Source organism: bacterium, assembly GCA_030019025.1.
GTDB lineage: Bacteria > Hydrothermota > Hydrothermia > UBA1063 > UBA1063 > UBA1063.
Genome location: JASEFR010000005.1, coordinates 62,881 through 80,187, shown reverse-complemented (window position 1 = coordinate 80,187; position 17,307 = coordinate 62,881). Strand labels below are relative to the sequence as shown.

Below are 17,307 nucleotides of genomic sequence, written 5' to 3'. Positions count from 1 at the left end.
GCCCCTCGGGCCGGTCACCCTCTCAGGCCGGCTACCCGTCATAGGCTTGGTGGGCCATTACCCCACCAACTACCTGATAGGCCGCAGCCCCCTCCCCCGGCATGAGCTTGCTTCCGCAGAGGCCCACCTTTCATCCCTACCATCTCAGATAGGGACTCCATCGGGTATTAGCCACCCTTTCGAGTGGTTATCCCCGTCCAGGGGGTAGGTTAGCTACGTGTTACTCCGCCGTCCGCCGCTGACCTGTAGGTAAACCCACAGGCCCGCTCGACTTGCATGGCTAAGACACGCCGCCAGCGTTAGCCCTGAGCCAGGATCAAACCCTCCATAGGAAGATTTGATCACTTGCTCGCTAACCACCCAACCTTCTTGCCCTATTTTCAAAGAACGTTTGAAAGCTCAAATATTATATTATGTTAGGGTTGAAATGTCAAACTTCAAATGGTGTGTTTACAAAAAACGAAATAATCGTGCTTTAAGCACTTTGAACATTTTAAATAACTATTTTAAAAGTGTCGTAAATAAAAAGGGGCGGAATTACCCGCCCCGATAACATTGCACCGTCCTATTGACTATTTCAAAACGTTAAAGATTGCATTAAGAACTGCTGACTTTGAGGTCAATTCAGAATGATCAGTGTCATAGAAATACCATCTAATAGGTGAGTAATTATTTGCTCTTGCAGAGGAGAGAGGAATAAGTCCATCGTTATCACCAAACCCCATAAATCTTAACAAATCGTCGCCGGTAACATAGTAGAAAGGATGGGAAGAGGTAAGGGAATAGCCTGAGAAGGTATGCAGTTTTGACCAGTCAGGATATCTATAATTAAGGGCATCAAGGTAAGGATTTCCGTCGAAGAGGTAAAAATGTAGATACATGGCCCAAGTCCAGTAGAGATTATCCCACCTTAGCCAGGGATTTATTGGCACCACGAAGGGGACCACATATCCACCAAAGATTAGGTTGGCAAAGGGAGTACCGTGATGTGGAGTCCCAAGGGTGATAATGTTTTTTACCGGTTTTATTCGGTAATATTTATCATAAACTCGTGCAACTATTCCTCCCATCGAATGGGCTATCAAAATTAACGAATCAGATGAGCCAAAGAAACGGGAAATGTATTGAGCAAGAGCGGGCGCAGAATAATTGTAAATATCATAATCGGGATCGTAGGCGAAGCCATAAAACTCGTATTTGCCTTCAAGTCCCAAGGAAGTAAGATATTTTACAATCTCCTGAGAAACACCCTTCACATAAGATGCATAATCCTCACTCCAAGAAGGAAGTTGCCAGCCGTGAATGATAATCACAGGCCTTTGCCCCGGGGGAGGAGGTGTAACACTTTGAGTCATTGTGAAAAACCCATTCTGATATTTCAAAAGGTAAAATTTGCTCTCAAAGGCCTTTTTCTGATAATCGGGGTTTCTAACAAGACTAAATTCCAGCATGAGCTTATCTAACTTCTGATTCTTGAAGTACTCTTTAAGAAGCATTCCGCTGATCCTAAAGAAAATGAAGTCCCCTTTCTCATTCTTAATCGCCTTTCCAATCCATGGGTGTTCGTAATTCCCGTTAAAGATAACGTAAAAAAAGTCGTATCCATCTACAAAATCCTTGACCCTAATTCCGACCTCGATGTCGTTGTATTTCTTTAACTTCTCATAAACATACATTGGAAGAACAATATTGTATGCTGGCGAAACTCTTAAACCGTTCACAAATTTTAGATTAATTATGTTTTTATCTTGCTTTTCAACTTTAATCAGCTCCTTTTTAATATCTACGGGGACTTTAACGATTACTTCGCCTTCGTCAAATATAGTGGCGGTCTCAGGTTTATCACCCGAAGGTGTCTCAACTACATCAACTTTTTGGCAAGAGGATAAGAATAATATTAAAAGGAGTAACGATGGAAAGATAATTTTTAAAGCCCTCATAAAAGACCTCCTCTTATTTTCAAAAAAAACGGGCCCCAAAAGGGGCCCGTTAGACTTCTCCTTCTCCAAATCATTATTTTGTCACAATGAACTTCCCAGATCTTGTTTCACTATCAGTGGAGAACTGGTAGTAGTAGACTCCGCCTCTCTCGAGTCCGGAATCAACTTTCACCTTGTACTCGCCGGGTTCCTGATAATCAGAGACAACGACATTAACAAGCTGACCAAGAGAGTTGTATACTTTTAGAGACACCCTTGTAGGTTTAGATATGGCGTATTTGAAGTAAACAGGACCAGAAGCCACATTGGAAACAACCTCAAAGAATGTGACGCCACTAATCCTCTCCTGAGTGACATCGTTGTCGTCAGGTTCAGGTGAAACCGCAGTAGCACCTTTAATAAAGTCATCCCACTTAGTTGAAGAAGCAATAGGCAGATAATTGTAATTGGTGTTGTAGCTGGAAGAAGATGCAGGGTAATAAATTGCAACACCACGGCAGGAAGAATAGGTTGAAGAGTTCTTGTAATTCATCACAGCATTAGTAATGGCACTCATCACATTGTAAGCAGCATTTCTAAGCGTAGAAGGTAGGCTCGTGTTGCTGTAGATATTGTTTGCAAACATGTAAAGATCTTTGTGATCACTAATATAGAAGCTTTTTGCATTTGTTCTAGCTGTATTTATTGCACTGCCATAACCAGCATTTCTTGCGTTGATGAGTTCTTGAGCGAAAGTATTGAGGTAGGAGACCAATGTTCCTACCTTAGAAAGATCAACGGATGCAAGGGTAGAAAGACCTGTGGCCGAGTTAACTACTGCCTTGGCGAGGTCAGCAGGGGAAATAGTGGGATTGCTGTTCATTGTGCTAAGGAAGCCCGTGTAATACCAGCCATCCGCAGCCTCTGTTTCCTCTGAACCGACAAAATAATTAGCGTAATTTCTAACAATATCCATTACTTCAAGCATACCCATAAGGCAGGCATCAAAACCAACAATGTCAATATTCCTTCCAAGATAGCTCTTTATCGAGGATAAGGCGTTAGCAAGCTCGCCATTATACACATTTATCTGAGCATTGGATGAAGACATGTCAACACTAACACCTTTGAAAATAGGCGACTCGTCCTCACCCTTGTACCATCCATCACCATGATCCCAAAGAATTAAGAAGTACTTTTTGGCTGGGTAATTCTGAATTGCCCACTTCGCGAAAGTCGCTAAGGTGTTAGGATCACCCATGTTTACTTCGCCAATGTCCTGAATGAGGGTGGAAACTATAGTGGAAGAGTTACTGGCGTCATTGGTAACATAGTATCTTCTGCAGGTTGTCCAGTTGCCATTAGAAGTGTCATAGCCAGAAATTCTGTCAACCTGGACAACAACATTCCTGTAGGAATTTGAACCGCCACCGTATTCCATTTCGTTTAAATCTTTAATGGCGTAAGTCTCAAGGTCGTTGTCACCATTCATGTAAACCATGATGGTCCACTCTTTGGTGGTGGGGGTTGTTCCACCGTCGTCACCACCACTTCCACCATCTGAAGTGGCGGTCAAAACAATATCGTCAACATAGACCCCTGTATCAGTTACACTCCCATCAGAAAGGAATCTAAAAAGAATATATGTGGCATTGGTAGGGATGCTGACACTGGCTTTCTGCCAATATCTGTACCTTCCGCTTTTGTACCACGCACGATTCCATGAACCCGTATAATACCAGACTTCAAAGAAATCGTAATTAGCTTCGGTATCCATCCAATAGTAAAAGGTTAGTGTTGCAGAGGTGTAACCTGAAAGATTGATGGTGCGATAGAAATACTCATCCACACTATTTCCATATCTAGCGTACTTCGTATTTTTTGCTGAATAGGAGGCCGAATTATAGTTTGATGAGACCTTCGTCCACTGGTGAGATGAAGAACTTGAATAAGTGCTCCACCCCGTTGGGAAGTTGGTCATATTATCGGAAATTATAGTGGTTTGGGCCATCAGGGCCGTCGCTATCAAGATCCCAAGTACCACAGCAATCCTTTTGACCATTTTAACCCCCTTTTGGTATAAATACTGCGAATTTTGTGCCAAAATCTTCCGATGCTTGAAACCTCGATAGGAAGGCAATTTTCAAAGTAATGGGGGTAGAGAAGGTGTCAAAAAACTTAACAGTTAAAAACCACTAATGGCCAAAACTGGCTTAAATCAAAGAAGACAGCGTGTCAAGATTTTTGACACCTATGTCTCCTTAAAATTCCCTTTGATTCTTAAGACCAAGTTCGTTCATTTTCAACTGAAGCCAGCGCCTCGACATACCCAACTGCTGGGCAGTTTTCGTTATATTCCCTGCATTTAATTCCAGCGCACTTAAAATGTAACTTCTGTCAAATTGCCTCTTGGCCTCTTCATAAGGACATACGGACCTTTCCATTCCCAAGATGGACTTAACTTTGGTTGCAGAAACAGGTCCTTCTTTAATCTCATCCACTACGTATTGGACAAGGTATTTGAGTTCTCTTACATTTCCTGGCCAATGATATGCCCTCAAAATTCCAATCGCATCGCCGGTGAAATAGACCCTGCCTCCGGAAAACTCTCGGAGAAAACTGTTGACGAGGGCCTCTATCAATTCCCTTCTCTCTCTTAAGGGGGGAATTACAATCTCCATTCCTTTCAATCTAAAGTAAAGATCCTTCCTAAATCTGCCCACATTAACAAATTCTCTAAGAGGTCTGTTGGTTGCAGCGATAAACCTAACATCAACCCTTGTGGGTTTCATAGCACCAAGCTTCCAGAACTCGCCCCTCTCTATTACCCGCAAAAGTTTTGCCTGGGAGTATAGTGAAATTTCACCAATTTCGTCAAGAAAAAGGGTACCTCCGTCGGCTATTTCTATTTTACCTTTTAGCCCCGTTTTGGATGAACCCGTGAAGGAGTTAGGTTCATGCCCAAAAAGTTCATTCTCAAAGAGTCCATGGGGTATTGCTCCACAGTTAACCACAACAAAGGGGCCCCTGCGGCCTGACCACCTGTGAATGAGCTCCGCAACAACCTCTTTACCCACACCAGTCTCTCCTAAAATAAGACAAGGTAGATTTGATGCCGCCGCTTTTTTAATTTTCATAACGATGTCTTCGGGTATTCCTACGATCCCGCCTTCCTTCAATTTTTCTACCTCCTTATGAACCTCCTTTAAAGCTAAAGTCAGAGAAATGGAAAGGATGGAAAGATTGGGAAGGTCTGAGGGGTCGCACTCAAAATCGACTCTCAAATATTTGTTAGAGTTTGCAACCGGTACTCTAAAATTGACTATTCCACTACCGAAAGAAAGGGCGCCTACCGCTTCATTCTGATTTCTTTCGCATAAGGAAAATTCTCTGATTAAATTACTAAGGCCCGAACGGATGAGGAGAGGGTCGAGTTTGTCTTTCACTTTTTCAAGAAAGGCTTGATCCAACGCAACTTCCAATGGGATGGGAGGGAGCAACTGCTCCAGAAACTTGTTTAAAATAAAAATACTATAACTTACTTCAACTTCTCTCATAGCGCTAAAATGATAAAATCAATCCAGTTTTTATTCAAGGGGTACCCGCTTCGGAAAAAAATTTCGCACAACTAAAAGCTTAATCTAACACTCCTCTTGTTTTATAATTATACAAAAGGAGTTTACAAAATGTGTGACACAATAAAAAATATGTGTATTGCTGGCCTAATGCTGGTTCTTCCAGCTCTGATCCACGCTGAGAAGGTGGTAGAGCTACCTATATCCAAGGAGGAGTGGAGAGGGCTGGAGAAAAACTTCAAAACCGCTGAGTTCGTAAGGCCGACAGAAAAAGGTATCGCTATCCTAATTGAAGACGAAGAAATGGAAAGGATAGAATCCCTCAATCTTCCATATACAATAATTGAAGACCTCACGCTTAAGAAAAAACTATACTATACGGGAAAATCCCAATACCACACCTTTGACCAAATGAAAACGGAACTCGAAAACCTTGCAAGTACCTATTCCAGTATAGCGAAGCTTGATACCATAGGATTCAGCACCCTTGGAAGGCCCATTCTTTGTCTTAAAATCTCTGACAATCCACAGGTTAACGAAATAGAGCCTAAGTCCAGAATTGTAGGTGCAATTCACGGGAACGAATGGATCGGTGCTGAAGTTTCCTTCCTTTACGCTAAGTACCTACTTGAAAATTATGCTTCTGACAATACCGTTCTAAGCCTCGTTAACAATCGGGAGATATACATAATCCCCATTTTGAACCCTGATGGACATGTAAATCAGTCAAGGTACAACGCCAATGGAGTCGACCTCAACAGAAACTTCGGCTATATAAAAAACTACAGTGGTAGCTCACCATACGACCAACCCGAGACAAGAGCGGTGCACGAGTTTTCAAAAGCAAGAAACTTCAACCTTAGCATCTCTTTCCACTCGGGGGCAACCTATGTCAACTACATATGGAACTATACTCCTATAAGATGCGCTGACGACAGATTTAACGGAATGGTTGAAAATTACTCCACGCAGTATGGAAATCTAACAGGATACCCCATTACCGAAGGGTATGACTGGTACCAGACCTTGGGAGACCTTAACGACTATTCTTATGGAATAAACGGTGATATTGACTGGACCATTGAGCTTTCCGATGAATATATTCCTGATCCCAGCCAGATAGATCCTATCTTTAACAACAATAAGCCTGCAATGAACCTCTTTGTGCGCAAAATGGGACAGGGGATTGGCGGGATTGTCATTGATTCACTAAGTGGTGATACAATAAAACAGGCAAGAATTACAATTTATCCCGTCGACTGGCCCATCTGGACGGACCAATATACAGGAAACTTTATAAGGCCCCTTTTGCCAGGAACTTACTCCATAAAAGTAGAAGCTCCAGGTTATGTGACGAAAACTGTTTCAGGAATCTCCGTCCAGCAGGATACTTTGACTTGGGTAAATGTGGAACTTAAGCCAAGAAACGACGGCAAAATTTCCCTTTTCAAACCGGAAGTTATTTACATAAGCGCCGATAATAGTGTAATAACAACCGACACTTTTATGACCCACTACGCCCTTGGCGAACCCGACGGGAGTTACTATAGCCTGGGAGATAGTGGATACGCCATTTTTGACCTGGGTAAGAGCATAAAAGCGGACACACTATACGTTTATGAGGGTACAGATAACACCCCCAACGAAGGTTTCAAAATCTACTATTCAGAATCACCTTACGGCCCATGGACTCAGATTGGAAACATCCATTACGGCAACGCAGTTATATACGCCGGTGGAAACTCTTTCAGATATTTGAAAATAGTTGATGATGGCGACGGTTCCACAAGCGTCAAAAAGTGCGGTTACGACCTTGATGCCATTGTAGTAAAAACCCTACCGGAAATTGCCATCCTTTCTTATAACGTAACGGAGCTGACCGGCAATGGTAACGGTATTGTAAACCCGGGAGAAGTAGGAAAACTTAATATAACCCTTAAAAACAACTCCCCCAGCACCGTTGTTAATTTAATCATCAAACCAGAGCTACAAGATTCTTACGTAAGCTTTATAGAAGACAGCGTAATTCTGACAAATGTTGCACCAAATGCAACAATACCTACTCATCTCACCTTTAACACCACAACAAACTTACCCTACGACTACTCCTTTAACGTGACAATTCATCTTAACGCCGATAACCAAACCTTTTCCTACGATCTGCCCCTAAAAATAAACGAACGAACCGTTTACGTCTATCTTGGACCAGACGACTACGGGTACTACGCATATGACATTATGGACAGCGTTTATAGTGAGTTTGAAAATTTAACTTTTCGTGATGTATCATCTTATGGAACCATTATCTCTCAGATTACCAACTCGGACGACGCCACCACTCAGCTAACCCTTCCCTTTACTTTCAAATACTATGGTATGGATTACAGCATGGTATCAGTGTGCACCAACGGATGGATAGCAATGGGATCTACAAGCAATAATGCTTACGAAAACAGACCCATTCCCGATCCTAACAACCCTCCTGCAACGATTGCACCCTTCTTTCCTGATCTTGATCCTTCATCAAACGGAGATATTTATTATTATTACGACCCACAGGTCCATGAATTTATTATCATGTGGAAAGATGTTAAAATATGGGGGCAGGCTGATAGAGCAACCTTTGAGGTCATTTTAAGAGACCCCTCTTACTATCAAACCCAGACTGGCGACGGTGAGATAATTTTCCTTTACAACACCATACCTCAGAACCTAAATGCAACGGTAGGAATTGAATCACCCAATCACGCAACTGGCCTATTGTGCTATTTCAACGGTGAATATGATCCTTCCATCGCTCCTTTAGCTTCCAGCCAGTTCATCAAATTCACCACTGACAGTCCAGAAATAACCCCTATAGAAGAGGCGGTAAGGCCTACAGTCTTCTTGAAAAACAACATTACGAGGAATGTCCTATACTTAGAGGCAATAAACTTCACATCAGGCGGAAATGTAACAATCTATGATCCCACAGGGAGGGTTGTGTATCAAGAAATGTTTAAACCCGGCGAACAAAAATTAACATTAAACCTTTCCTCACTGCGGTCGGGAGTTTACATAGTCAAGATAGACTCTGGCAAGGAAAATTACTCAAATTCCTATAGAATCATAAAAATTGAGTAGTGTAAAACCATCCCAAGCCCCATGGTTTTACATAGCAGTGGCCATGGGGCTGGGGATGCTATTTTCCCCTTATATCGCATTATTTATTGCCTTTTTGTCCCTTTCTTTGCTACTTTCAACATTTTTAAGGAATCCCGATTTTTTAATTCTCGCACTTTTTTCTGTAATCGGATTTCTAAGGGGATTGCCTCTTAATAAAACCCAAAAAATGCTGGCAGAACTGGACAACACCCAGATAAACTCTGATTTCAGGATATACAACGAAGGGGTACTAAGACTGAATGGAACTCACATTGAGCTGAGATCCTCAATGCCAGGATTCAAACAGGGTGCACTTCTGAAATTAAAAGGTGTTTACAAAAAAGACATTAACATGCTTATCCCTAACCAAGTTGAAGTCGTAGGGGAAAGCAAAAACCTTTTTGATAATATTCACAATCGTTTTAATTTTCACCTTTTGCAGACTTTTGGTTTATATGAAGAGAGTATCCTTATAAAGGCATTATTAATAGGAGATAGAAAGGGTCTAAACAGAGAAACCGTTGAGAAGTTCAGAAAAGCGGGTGTTGCACATCTATTAGCTATTTCGGGACTCCATATTGGCTTCCTTTTCCTATTACTTAGTACCATCTTCATGTTTATCTTCCGCAGTGACTTAATATCAAAACTTTTGGCCTCTATCCTTGGAGGATTTTACGCCTTTTCCCTTGGTCCCTTGGCTCCCTGTCTAAGAGCCTTCTGGTTCCTTATCCTTCTCAATCTGAGCCATCTGTTTGGCAGAAAGGTAAGGGCGCTGAACATCTGGGGCATCACCTTTTCCTTCTCCATATTTTTCAAACCTTCATGGCTTAGGGACCCCTCTTTTCTGATGTCCTACTTAGCTATCCTCGGTTATCTTTTCCTTTCGGAAGTTTTTCCCATCAAAATAGAAAGGAAAAAATGGGGAGGGAAGATTGAGAGTTACCTTATTTCAGTTCTTGTGCCTCTTCTTTTTACCTTACCCATCCAATCTGTTTTCTTCAAAAGAGTTTCCTTCCTCTCTATAATCTCCAATTTTATTCTCGTTCCTATAACCTTTTTATTAATTTTTGAATCCTTCTTCGCTATCCTTTTTCACATAATCGGACTGCCTGTCTGGATACCATTCAGAAATTGCGCCTTGTTTTTATCGCGTTTCATGCTGTATACTTTGGGGTATTTAAGCCAACTACCTGGCAGCAGTTTAAAAATTGGTTCTCCCACTCACTTTTTGCTATTTTCCCTTCTTTACATTATCCTAATCGCATATGTTCGCATCAAGTTAAGGCAGAAGGGGGATTAGTATGGTTGAAGACTTAATAAAGAAAGGAAGCGAGAAAGTAAGAAAAGAAGACGTAGAAAAAGTGGTAAAGAATGAAGAATCAATTAAAAACCGATTTAAAGAGCTGGAAGGAAAGATTCAAAAAGACCTTAAAGAAGACCTAAGCCTTTTATTATCTCTAATTAAAGACTACTGGAAAGACGAGTACAAAGTTGTACCGTGGAGAACTATAACTTTAACTGTTTTTGCACTCCTTTACCTCCTTAACCCCCTCGACCTCATTCCGGACCTTTCCTTACCCCTTGGAATGCTCGACGATCTTGCGGTTCTTGGTTTTGTTGTGGCATCAGTGAAAGATGATCTTGAGAAATATAAACAATGGAAAAACCATTAAAAAACGGGAAAAATGAAGGCACTTGACCATTTGAAACCGACCCCTTATATTCACATTAGGATGAAAGGATTACTTCCTCATAAGTCATTGGACAACAAGGACTTACATAACCTTCCATATATCAACAATTTGCAAAGTTATCTACAAAAAATCCACACAGGGGTTGTGGAAAACTTTATAAGTTGCTCTGATATAATTACTTAAATTTAGAATATTTGTGAAAAGGAGTAGTGTATGGAGAATATTTCGGTTAGAGAGAATGAGGGTAAAGCAAAAGAGATATGGTCTGATATTCTTGAAATATTAAGAACCCGACTACCTGAAAGTTCCTATAATACCTGGTTCGTAAAAACCGCTGGTGTCGGGTTTACAGGAGACAGGCTTATTGTAGAGGCACCAAACAGTTTCTGGATTGAGTGGATAGAGTCCAACTACCGTAAAGTTATCAATGACATTCTGAAGGAGCTTGGGAAAAATTTTTCCGTAATTTTTACTCCAAAAGCCCGAGAAATAGAGGACACCGAAGAAAAGATTTCTCCCACCAGAAGGGATATGTTTTCTCCACGCTACCCTCTGAACCCACGTTTCACTTTTGACACCTTCATTGTCGGAAAGTCCAATGAGATGGCTTACCATGCCGCTACAAGGGTTGCACAAAATCCAGGAAAGGAATATAACCCCCTTTTCATATACGGTGGAGTTGGACTCGGAAAGACCCATCTTCTCAATGCAATAGGAAATTACATATACTCAAAAGGTTCAAAGATTCGGGCTGCTTTGATAAGGTGCGAAGACCTGATGAATGATCTTATTGACTCTCTTCAGCGGAAAAGGATGAAAGAATTTCGCGAAAAGTATAGAAACGTTGATATCCTCCTTATTGATGACATACAATTTCTGCAGGATAAAAACATCTTACAGGAAGAATTGTTTCACACCTTCAACTACCTCTTTGAAAAACAGAAACAAATAGTAATGACATCCGATAGGTCTCCTCAGCAAATCTATGCACTGGAGGAGAGACTGGTTTCTCGCTTTCAATGGGGATTGGTAACAGAGATAGGAAGACCCGATTTCGAAACGAGGGTGGCCATCACTAAGAAAAAACTGGAGGAGGAAAAAACCTTTTTACCAGAAGATGTTATAATCTTCATTGCTGAGAATATAAGGGACAATGTGAGGTCCATTGAAGGGGCGATAAAAATATTGAAAGCCTACATGTCATTGACAAAAAGCCTCGTATCGCTGGATAAGGCTAAGGAACTGCTTGCAAATTTCATAAAACCAACACCAAACGTAACCATGCAAGAGGTATTGCGGGTAGTCGCCCAAGAATTCAAGTTAACACCTTACGACCTGAAATCAAGAACGAGAAAAAAAGAAGTAGTTCTTGCGAGGCAGATTGCTATGTATGTAGCAAGAAATATTATTGGCTTGTCCCTGAGCGCAATTGGTAGTTACTTTGGGGGAAAGGATCACACTACTGTTCTCCACAGCATTCAAAAAATAGAGCAAATGAAAGACGATCCACAAATCGAAGTTTTACTCAGTGAAATAAACAGAAAACTTAAGCTGATTTAACATGTTTTCCACACCCTTTTCCACAACCATTTTTATTATTAGAGTAGGAGGTTTTATAATTTTGCACAGCTCTGTGGTGTGGCTACTAATGTTACTTATATTTAAAAAAGATTTTAAAAATAGGAGGTAGTTATGGAGATTGCTGTGGATAAAGAAAATCTGCGCAAGTTAATTCAACAAGTTTCTACGGCGATACCTTCAAGGGCTTCTCTCCCGATTTTGAGTAATATCCTTTTTGAAGTTAAGGATGGTAAACTCTTTCTTTATGCGTCTAATATGGATTTTTCCATAAAGGGATACCTACCTGTGGAAAGTGTGGAAAACGCATCTTTTACTGTTCCTGGAAGATCTATATTGAGAATTCTCTCTACCCTTGATGTTCCCGTTGTAAAAATAGCTTATGCAGACAGAGTGTCTTCAATTAAATGGGACAAAAGTGAGTACACTTTTCCGAGCCTGCCGCCGGAAGAGTTTCCAAGAATGAAGGAATTCGTTGAGCAGAAGAGTGTCACCGTAAGCACCGACACTCTTCTGACGGGATATTCCTTCGTTAGTTTTTGTGCGGCAAAGGACGATCCAAGGCCTTTTTTGAACGGTATTTTAGTTGAAGTTGACGAAGGTGAATTGAGGATGGTGGCGTCGGATGCACACAAACTTGGTCTTTATGTTAGAAAAGTAGAACCAAGTGAAGCGAAGTTCGAGGCAATTCTGAGTAAAGACGTGTTTGATTTTATTGAAAATACAGACGAAGAAGAGGTAGTCCTGTCACATGATAAAGGACTCTTTTCCTTTACTTTCAAGAGATCGAAGCTCGTGACGAGAGTTATAGAAGGACCATATGCGCCTTATAGGGACGTAATACCTAAGGAAGAGGGATTTACGTTTCGAACTTCCGTAAAAGAAATGGAAGGTAGTCTTAAGAGGATCCAGGAAATCGTAGCTTCTGGGAGCCCCGTTGTTGAATGGAACTTAACCTCTAATGGCTCCTATCTAAGCGGTATCTCAGAGAGTGGGAAGGCTAAGGAATTCCTCTCGGGAGATTACAAAGGAGAGGATCTCAGGATAGGATTCAATGTGAAATTTCTACATGAAGTCGTTCGACATATTCCTGGGGACGAAGTGGTATTTAATTTCTATGGACCGAAGATGGCTTGCAAGATCAGCCCTGCTGATCAATCAGAATTTAGACTCTTATACCTTCTTATGCCTGTAAGTCTTGAATGAGCGGTATATAATGGCGTAAACTACACCAAAGATAAAGCCTCCTATGTGGGCCCAGAAGGCGGTTCCACCGATCTTTCCGGCGAAGGGAAGTGTTGCCACACCCTGCATTAACTGAAGTAAAAACCATATGAAGAGATAGTAAAATGCGCTGATCGGAACTATTCTAAAAAAGAGGCCAAAAGTAAAGGGATCAGGTACCAAAGAGATAATCTTCGCCTGTGGGAAAAACACTAAATATGCCCCAAGAACTCCTGAAATCGCACCAGAGGCACCAATCATCGGAATTCTTGAAAGAGGCGAGATAATGTACTGAGCAAAGATTGCAGAGATTCCTGACAGGGTGTATAGGAGGAGATATCCCACTTTCCCGAGAGTATCCTCAATGTTATCTCCAAATACGTAAAGGTAGAGCATATTTCCGATAATGTGGGCCCACCCACCATGGAGAAACATAGATGTGAAAATCGGCGTAATATAGGGGGTATCAGTCCTGCCAGTTAAGTATAAGGTAAAGTTATAGGGAACAAAACCGAATTCGTAAAAAAATTTAACAATTCCCCTTCCCAGGGAAAGTTCATAAAAGAAAACGATAACGTTAACGAAAATCAAAATAAAATTCAGTATCGGAAATCTCCTGGATGGGTTAAGGTCTTTAAGGGGTATCATTTTATCTCCTTTTCATAAGTTCAAGAATAAATCTAGAAGGTTCCTTTTTCTCATTTCTATAGTATAAAGGATAAGTCAGAAAAAGGTTCTTCTGCGCCCTTGTCAATGCTACGTACAAAAGCCTTCTTTCCTCTTCCAAATGTTCTCTTTTCAGGATTTTCTTTCCGAGTGGGAAAAGTCCTTCAACGAGGCCAACCAGGAAGACTGTGTTGAATTCGAGGCCTTTTGCCTTGTGGGCAGTGAGCAAAAGCACTCCGAAATGTCTTGTAGTGGATATTCCCACCTCTCGCATCAAAGAAACATAGTTGAAGACATCTTTTGGATTTTTTATTCCCGTCTCGTGAAGCGAAGTCAAGAATTCCTGCAAAATTTCTATGGATTTTGAAGAAAACCATCCCTGACTTTGCCCAAAGTTTACTATTTCCTCAGTAATTTCATAAGGTTCTTTTGGTGATGTTTCCTCATCTATTTCTTTTTTTAACTTCAAAAGGAAGGCATTTAGTGTTTTTAGCTCACTTGAAATTTCTTCTCTTTTTCCTGAGACATCCACACGCCCACTGCCTTCATATTTTCTTATTGCCTTTGCTGCAATATTTGCAGGTATTTTTAAAAAATATTTCAAAAGATATTCGATGTTTTTGCCTTCAAAATTCCCTAAGCAGTGATTTATTATCCCGAGAGCGACCTTTATTTCGGGGAGATCGTAAAAACTTTCCCCTTCCAGGATGGTATAAGGTATCTCGTATTTTTTAAGAGCATCTTCTATACTTCTGGAATAGTCGTTTGTGCGGTAGATTATTGCCATATCTGTGTAATCGATACCCTCTTCTTTGAGGTCTTTGATCCTTTCAGCAACGTAATAAGCCTCCTTTATTTCATTTTCAAAATAAGAGATTGAAACGTTACCCTCTTCCTCAATAAGAAAGGTAGTTGGTTGTACCTGCCTGATTTCTCTGCTGTGGCTTAAAAGGTTTAATCCCGCCTCTACGATTTTTCTCGCGGTTCTGAAGTTTTTTGACAGGAAGTGTTTTGATGCTTCGGGGTATTTTGATTCGAGGTTTTTCAAGAATATTGGGGATGCACCGCGGAAGCCGTAGATAGATTGGGTTTCATCTCCTGCGACCCATAGTTTGTTTTTGGGACCTTTTAATAGTAAAATCAATTCATAGAGCGCTTTGTTAACGTCTTGGAATTCGTCGACGATTATAAATCTGAAGCGTTCCTGTACATCTCCTCTGATATCTGGGTGTGTTTGGAGGAGAAAAACGGTTTTAAAAATTAAATCTTCAAAGTCAAGGGAATTCATTCTTGTAAGTTCTTCCTGGTATTTTTTGTAAAAGTAGGCGACCTCTCGCATCCAATCTGATTCTGCCAAAGCCTCCAGTTTATCTGGCGTTAAAAGGTTTGCCTTTGCCAGTTTGATTTCCCTGAGATAGGCTTTTGCCTGAACGGCATTGCCAACAAAGGCTTTCAAAATATCTTGGGCTTCTTTGTCTGTAATCACGCGAAAGTCCTCGGAGAATCCCAATCTTTCGATTCCGTACCTCAATACCATTTGGCCAAATTGATGAAAGGTGACCGCAGTTGTTTCCCTTGCAACCTCTTCTTCCAGTAGTTTTTCGAGAATTGCTCGGAAAAGGTTTACAGCCTTTCCTGTAAAGGTTAGAAAGAGAAATTTTTGGGGCTCTTCCTGTTTTACTTTGATTTCATATACTACTTTATAACCTAAGGAAGTTGTTTTTCCACTACCTACAACCCCTCTTAAAATGATCACATCATTGGAATCCTTTACGAAGTCTATTTGTTCTTCCGTGAGATTTCCAAAGAATGTTCCTTTCTTTTTGCTTTCAATGGTAAAGAAATTTATCTCCGGACTTTTCATAATCCTATCGATCTCCGAAAGGATTTGCCCTGCCGAAGGTCTCTTTGCGGGAATTTTATTCAGCATTTTTTTAACCAGTCCGTTAACTTCGAAGGAGACGCCAGGTATCTTATCTATACGGGCGTTGAAGACTTTATTTCTCAACTCCTCTATATTTTCTGCATAAAATGGAGGCTTTTTTGTAAGGAGTTCGAATAGGATGCAACCAAGACTGTAAATATCAGAAAAACTTGTGATTTCTCCTTTCCACGCCTCTGGAGCCATATAAAAAGGGGTGCCTGCGATAGTGGGCTTGAGTTCGCCTTTGCCAAGGATCCTTGCCAAGCCGAAGTCGGCCAGTTTGATTTTTCCTTCTTCGCTTATAAGTATGTTTTCTGGTTTTATGTCTCCATGAACGAGACCCTTATTGTGGGCATAATCTAACGCTTTAAGGACTTCTTTTATCATATTTAACGCATCTTCGACCTTTAAGGGTGCTTGCCCTTCGATTACATCTCTGAGAGTCTGTCCACGCACCGGCTCCATTACGAGGACAATCTTGTCATCAATGATTTCTATGTTGAAAAATCTTACTATGTTCTCGTGGTTTAACTCAAATAGTGTCCTTGCTTCTTCAATTAATTCTTTGCTTTTTTCTGCTCTTGCTGTTTGAACTTTGATTGCTACGGGTTTTTTTAATAGCGTATCTTCGGCGTAGTAAACAGAGCCAAAGGAACCAGAACCGAGAAATTCAATAATCCGGTATTTTCCAAGTCTTTCAGGAATTATCATCCTTTGAAAATGTCCCTAAGGAACCCGAAGAATTTACCAACGCTTTCCTTGAAGCCTCGCCTTTCTACCTTTCTTGTGGCAAGGTTAACAAAACGTTTGAGCTGGCTATCTTCAATGAATTCATCAAAGAGACTCTGTAGGGTTTTGATTTTTTCACTCTCGTATGGGTCTATCTTCACAGTTATACCCGAAATTAGACTCGCGGTTTTAAATATGCTGTTTCTGGTGAATACGATGGGTAAAGGTAGTTCCTTGTAAAGGTTTATAATCCTTTCGTGGGGAGGTATGGAAGAGACGATGAGGGCTTTAATTTTTGTTTTCATTTGGTTGTAAATGGCGTAAATGGCCATCAAGATGTCTTCTCTGTCTCCCGTTGTAAGAATCAGGTTCTCCTCTTTGCTCTTTTCAATTTCCTCTAAGAAAATGTGGGGTTCGTTTATTGCCATTAAAAGGTTGCTCACCTTTCCCTTTAAAAGATCCTCTCTTTGGAGTATATCGCCTTCAATAGTATCGCATATAAGTCTTAGGGAGGGCATTGAGAGTTCCTGCACAAATGGAATCGTTCCTAAGTAATATACATCCTCTCCTCGGAAAAATTTCTTCAGCGTTCTATCTACCTCAGCGTATTTTTCTTTCCTCACTTTGTTAATAATAACCGCATCTATAGGCCAGCCAGCACTCTTAAAGACCGATTTAGCAAGGTTATAATTGTCAATAGTGTTACCTATTCCACCTTCCAGAACGAGAAGGGTATTTGCGTTAAGCATTCTGGCAACAGCTGCATTGGAGAGGTTAATACAGGAACCGACACCCGGGTGTCCGGTTCCTTCTACAATTACTACGTCAAACTCTTCTAAAATTTTTTCGAATGC

At 40.9% G+C, this 17,307-nt stretch carries 11 protein-coding genes and 1 rRNA gene; 5 read left to right on the top strand and 7 right to left on the bottom strand.

Annotation, left to right across the window (positions count from 1 at the left end):
* The 4 genes from QMD82_02355 to QMD82_02340 form a co-directional block, all read right to left on the bottom strand.
* A 16S ribosomal RNA gene (locus tag QMD82_02355) occupies positions 1 to 332 on the bottom strand; the annotation flags it as partial.
* 240 nt (positions 333 to 572) lie between these two features.
* A complete protein-coding gene (locus tag QMD82_02350; GenBank protein ID MDI6850764.1) occupies positions 573 to 1,940 on the bottom strand; it encodes a hypothetical protein in 1,368 nt (455 codons plus the stop codon).
* A 73-nt stretch (positions 1,941 to 2,013) separates the two neighbouring features.
* Positions 2,014 to 3,981 (bottom strand): clostripain-related cysteine peptidase, encoded by a 1,968-nt coding sequence (locus QMD82_02345; GenBank protein MDI6850763.1) that lies wholly within the window; start codon positions 3,979 to 3,981, stop codon positions 2,014 to 2,016.
* 199 nt (positions 3,982 to 4,180) lie between these two features.
* A complete protein-coding gene (locus tag QMD82_02340) occupies positions 4,181 to 5,476 on the bottom strand; it encodes a sigma 54-interacting transcriptional regulator (protein MDI6850762.1) in 1,296 nt (431 codons plus the stop codon).
* Between the two features lie 129 nt (positions 5,477 to 5,605).
* Between QMD82_02340 and QMD82_02335 the strand changes: the two genes are divergently transcribed.
* From QMD82_02335 to dnaN, 5 genes are all read left to right on the top strand, one after another.
* Positions 5,606 to 8,617: a M14 family zinc carboxypeptidase gene (locus QMD82_02335; protein ID MDI6850761.1), complete on the top strand. Its 3,012-nt coding sequence runs from the start codon at positions 5,606 to 5,608 to the stop codon at positions 8,615 to 8,617.
* Positions 8,610 to 9,938 carry a ComEC/Rec2 family competence protein gene (locus QMD82_02330; GenBank protein ID MDI6850760.1) on the top strand — a complete coding sequence of 443 codons (1,329 nt, stop codon included), beginning with the start codon at positions 8,610 to 8,612 and terminating at the stop codon, positions 9,936 to 9,938. The genes QMD82_02335 and QMD82_02330 overlap by 8 nt, the downstream gene beginning before the upstream one ends.
* Position 9,939: 1 nt before the next feature.
* Positions 9,940 to 10,311 carry a DUF1232 domain-containing protein gene (locus tag QMD82_02325; GenBank protein MDI6850759.1) on the top strand — a complete coding sequence of 124 codons (372 nt, stop codon included), beginning with the start codon at positions 9,940 to 9,942 and terminating at the stop codon, positions 10,309 to 10,311.
* Positions 10,312 to 10,545: 234 nt separating this feature from the next.
* The gene (gene dnaA, locus QMD82_02320; GenBank protein ID MDI6850758.1) at positions 10,546 to 11,892 is read left to right on the top strand and encodes a chromosomal replication initiator protein DnaA; all 1,347 of its coding nucleotides are present in this window, start codon (positions 10,546 to 10,548) and stop codon (positions 11,890 to 11,892) included.
* Between the two features lie 132 nt (positions 11,893 to 12,024).
* Positions 12,025 to 13,116, top strand: a complete 1,092-nt coding sequence (dnaN, locus tag QMD82_02315) for a DNA polymerase III subunit beta (protein MDI6850757.1) — start codon at positions 12,025 to 12,027, stop codon at positions 13,114 to 13,116.
* Here dnaN and QMD82_02310 read toward each other — a convergent pair.
* Genes QMD82_02310 through QMD82_02300 form a run of 3 tightly spaced genes read right to left on the bottom strand, consistent with a single transcriptional unit; the run spans position 13,084 to position 17,295 of the window.
* Positions 13,084 to 13,782 (bottom strand): rhomboid family intramembrane serine protease, encoded by a 699-nt coding sequence (locus QMD82_02310; GenBank protein ID MDI6850756.1) that lies wholly within the window; start codon positions 13,780 to 13,782, stop codon positions 13,084 to 13,086. The genes dnaN and QMD82_02310 overlap by 33 nt on opposite strands.
* A 1-nt stretch (position 13,783) precedes the next feature.
* Positions 13,784 to 16,435 (bottom strand): UvrD-helicase domain-containing protein, encoded by a 2,652-nt coding sequence (locus QMD82_02305; GenBank protein ID MDI6850755.1) that lies wholly within the window; start codon positions 16,433 to 16,435, stop codon positions 13,784 to 13,786.
* Entirely contained in the window at positions 16,432 to 17,295 is an 864-nt protein-coding gene (locus QMD82_02300) for an AAA family ATPase (protein MDI6850754.1), read from the bottom strand. Before QMD82_02300 ends, QMD82_02305 begins: the two co-directional genes overlap by 4 nt.
* Between the last annotated feature and the right edge of the window lie 12 nt (positions 17,296 to 17,307).

What these genes read in the sequence shown, in the direction of transcription:
- dnaN (MDI6850757.1), top strand. Translation starts at nt 12,025, where the DNA reads ATGGAGATTGCTGTGGATAAAGAAAATCTGCGCAAGTTAATTCAACAA.
- QMD82_02345 (MDI6850763.1), bottom strand. Translation starts at nt 3,981, where the DNA reads ATGGTCAAAAGGATTGCTGTGGTACTTGGGATCTTGATAGCGACGGCC.
- QMD82_02310 (MDI6850756.1), bottom strand. Translation starts at nt 13,782, where the DNA reads ATGATACCCCTTAAAGACCTTAACCCATCCAGGAGATTTCCGATACTG.
- QMD82_02325 (MDI6850759.1), top strand. Translation starts at nt 9,940, where the DNA reads ATGGTTGAAGACTTAATAAAGAAAGGAAGCGAGAAAGTAAGAAAAGAA.
- QMD82_02350 (MDI6850764.1), bottom strand. Translation starts at nt 1,940, where the DNA reads ATGAGGGCTTTAAAAATTATCTTTCCATCGTTACTCCTTTTAATATTA.
- QMD82_02305 (MDI6850755.1), bottom strand. Translation starts at nt 16,435, where the DNA reads ATGATAATTCCTGAAAGACTTGGAAAATACCGGATTATTGAATTTCTC.
- QMD82_02335 (MDI6850761.1), top strand. Translation starts at nt 5,606, where the DNA reads ATGTGTGACACAATAAAAAATATGTGTATTGCTGGCCTAATGCTGGTT.
- QMD82_02340 (MDI6850762.1), bottom strand. Translation starts at nt 5,476, where the DNA reads ATGAGAGAAGTTGAAGTAAGTTATAGTATTTTTATTTTAAACAAGTTT.
- dnaA (MDI6850758.1), top strand. Translation starts at nt 10,546, where the DNA reads ATGGAGAATATTTCGGTTAGAGAGAATGAGGGTAAAGCAAAAGAGATA.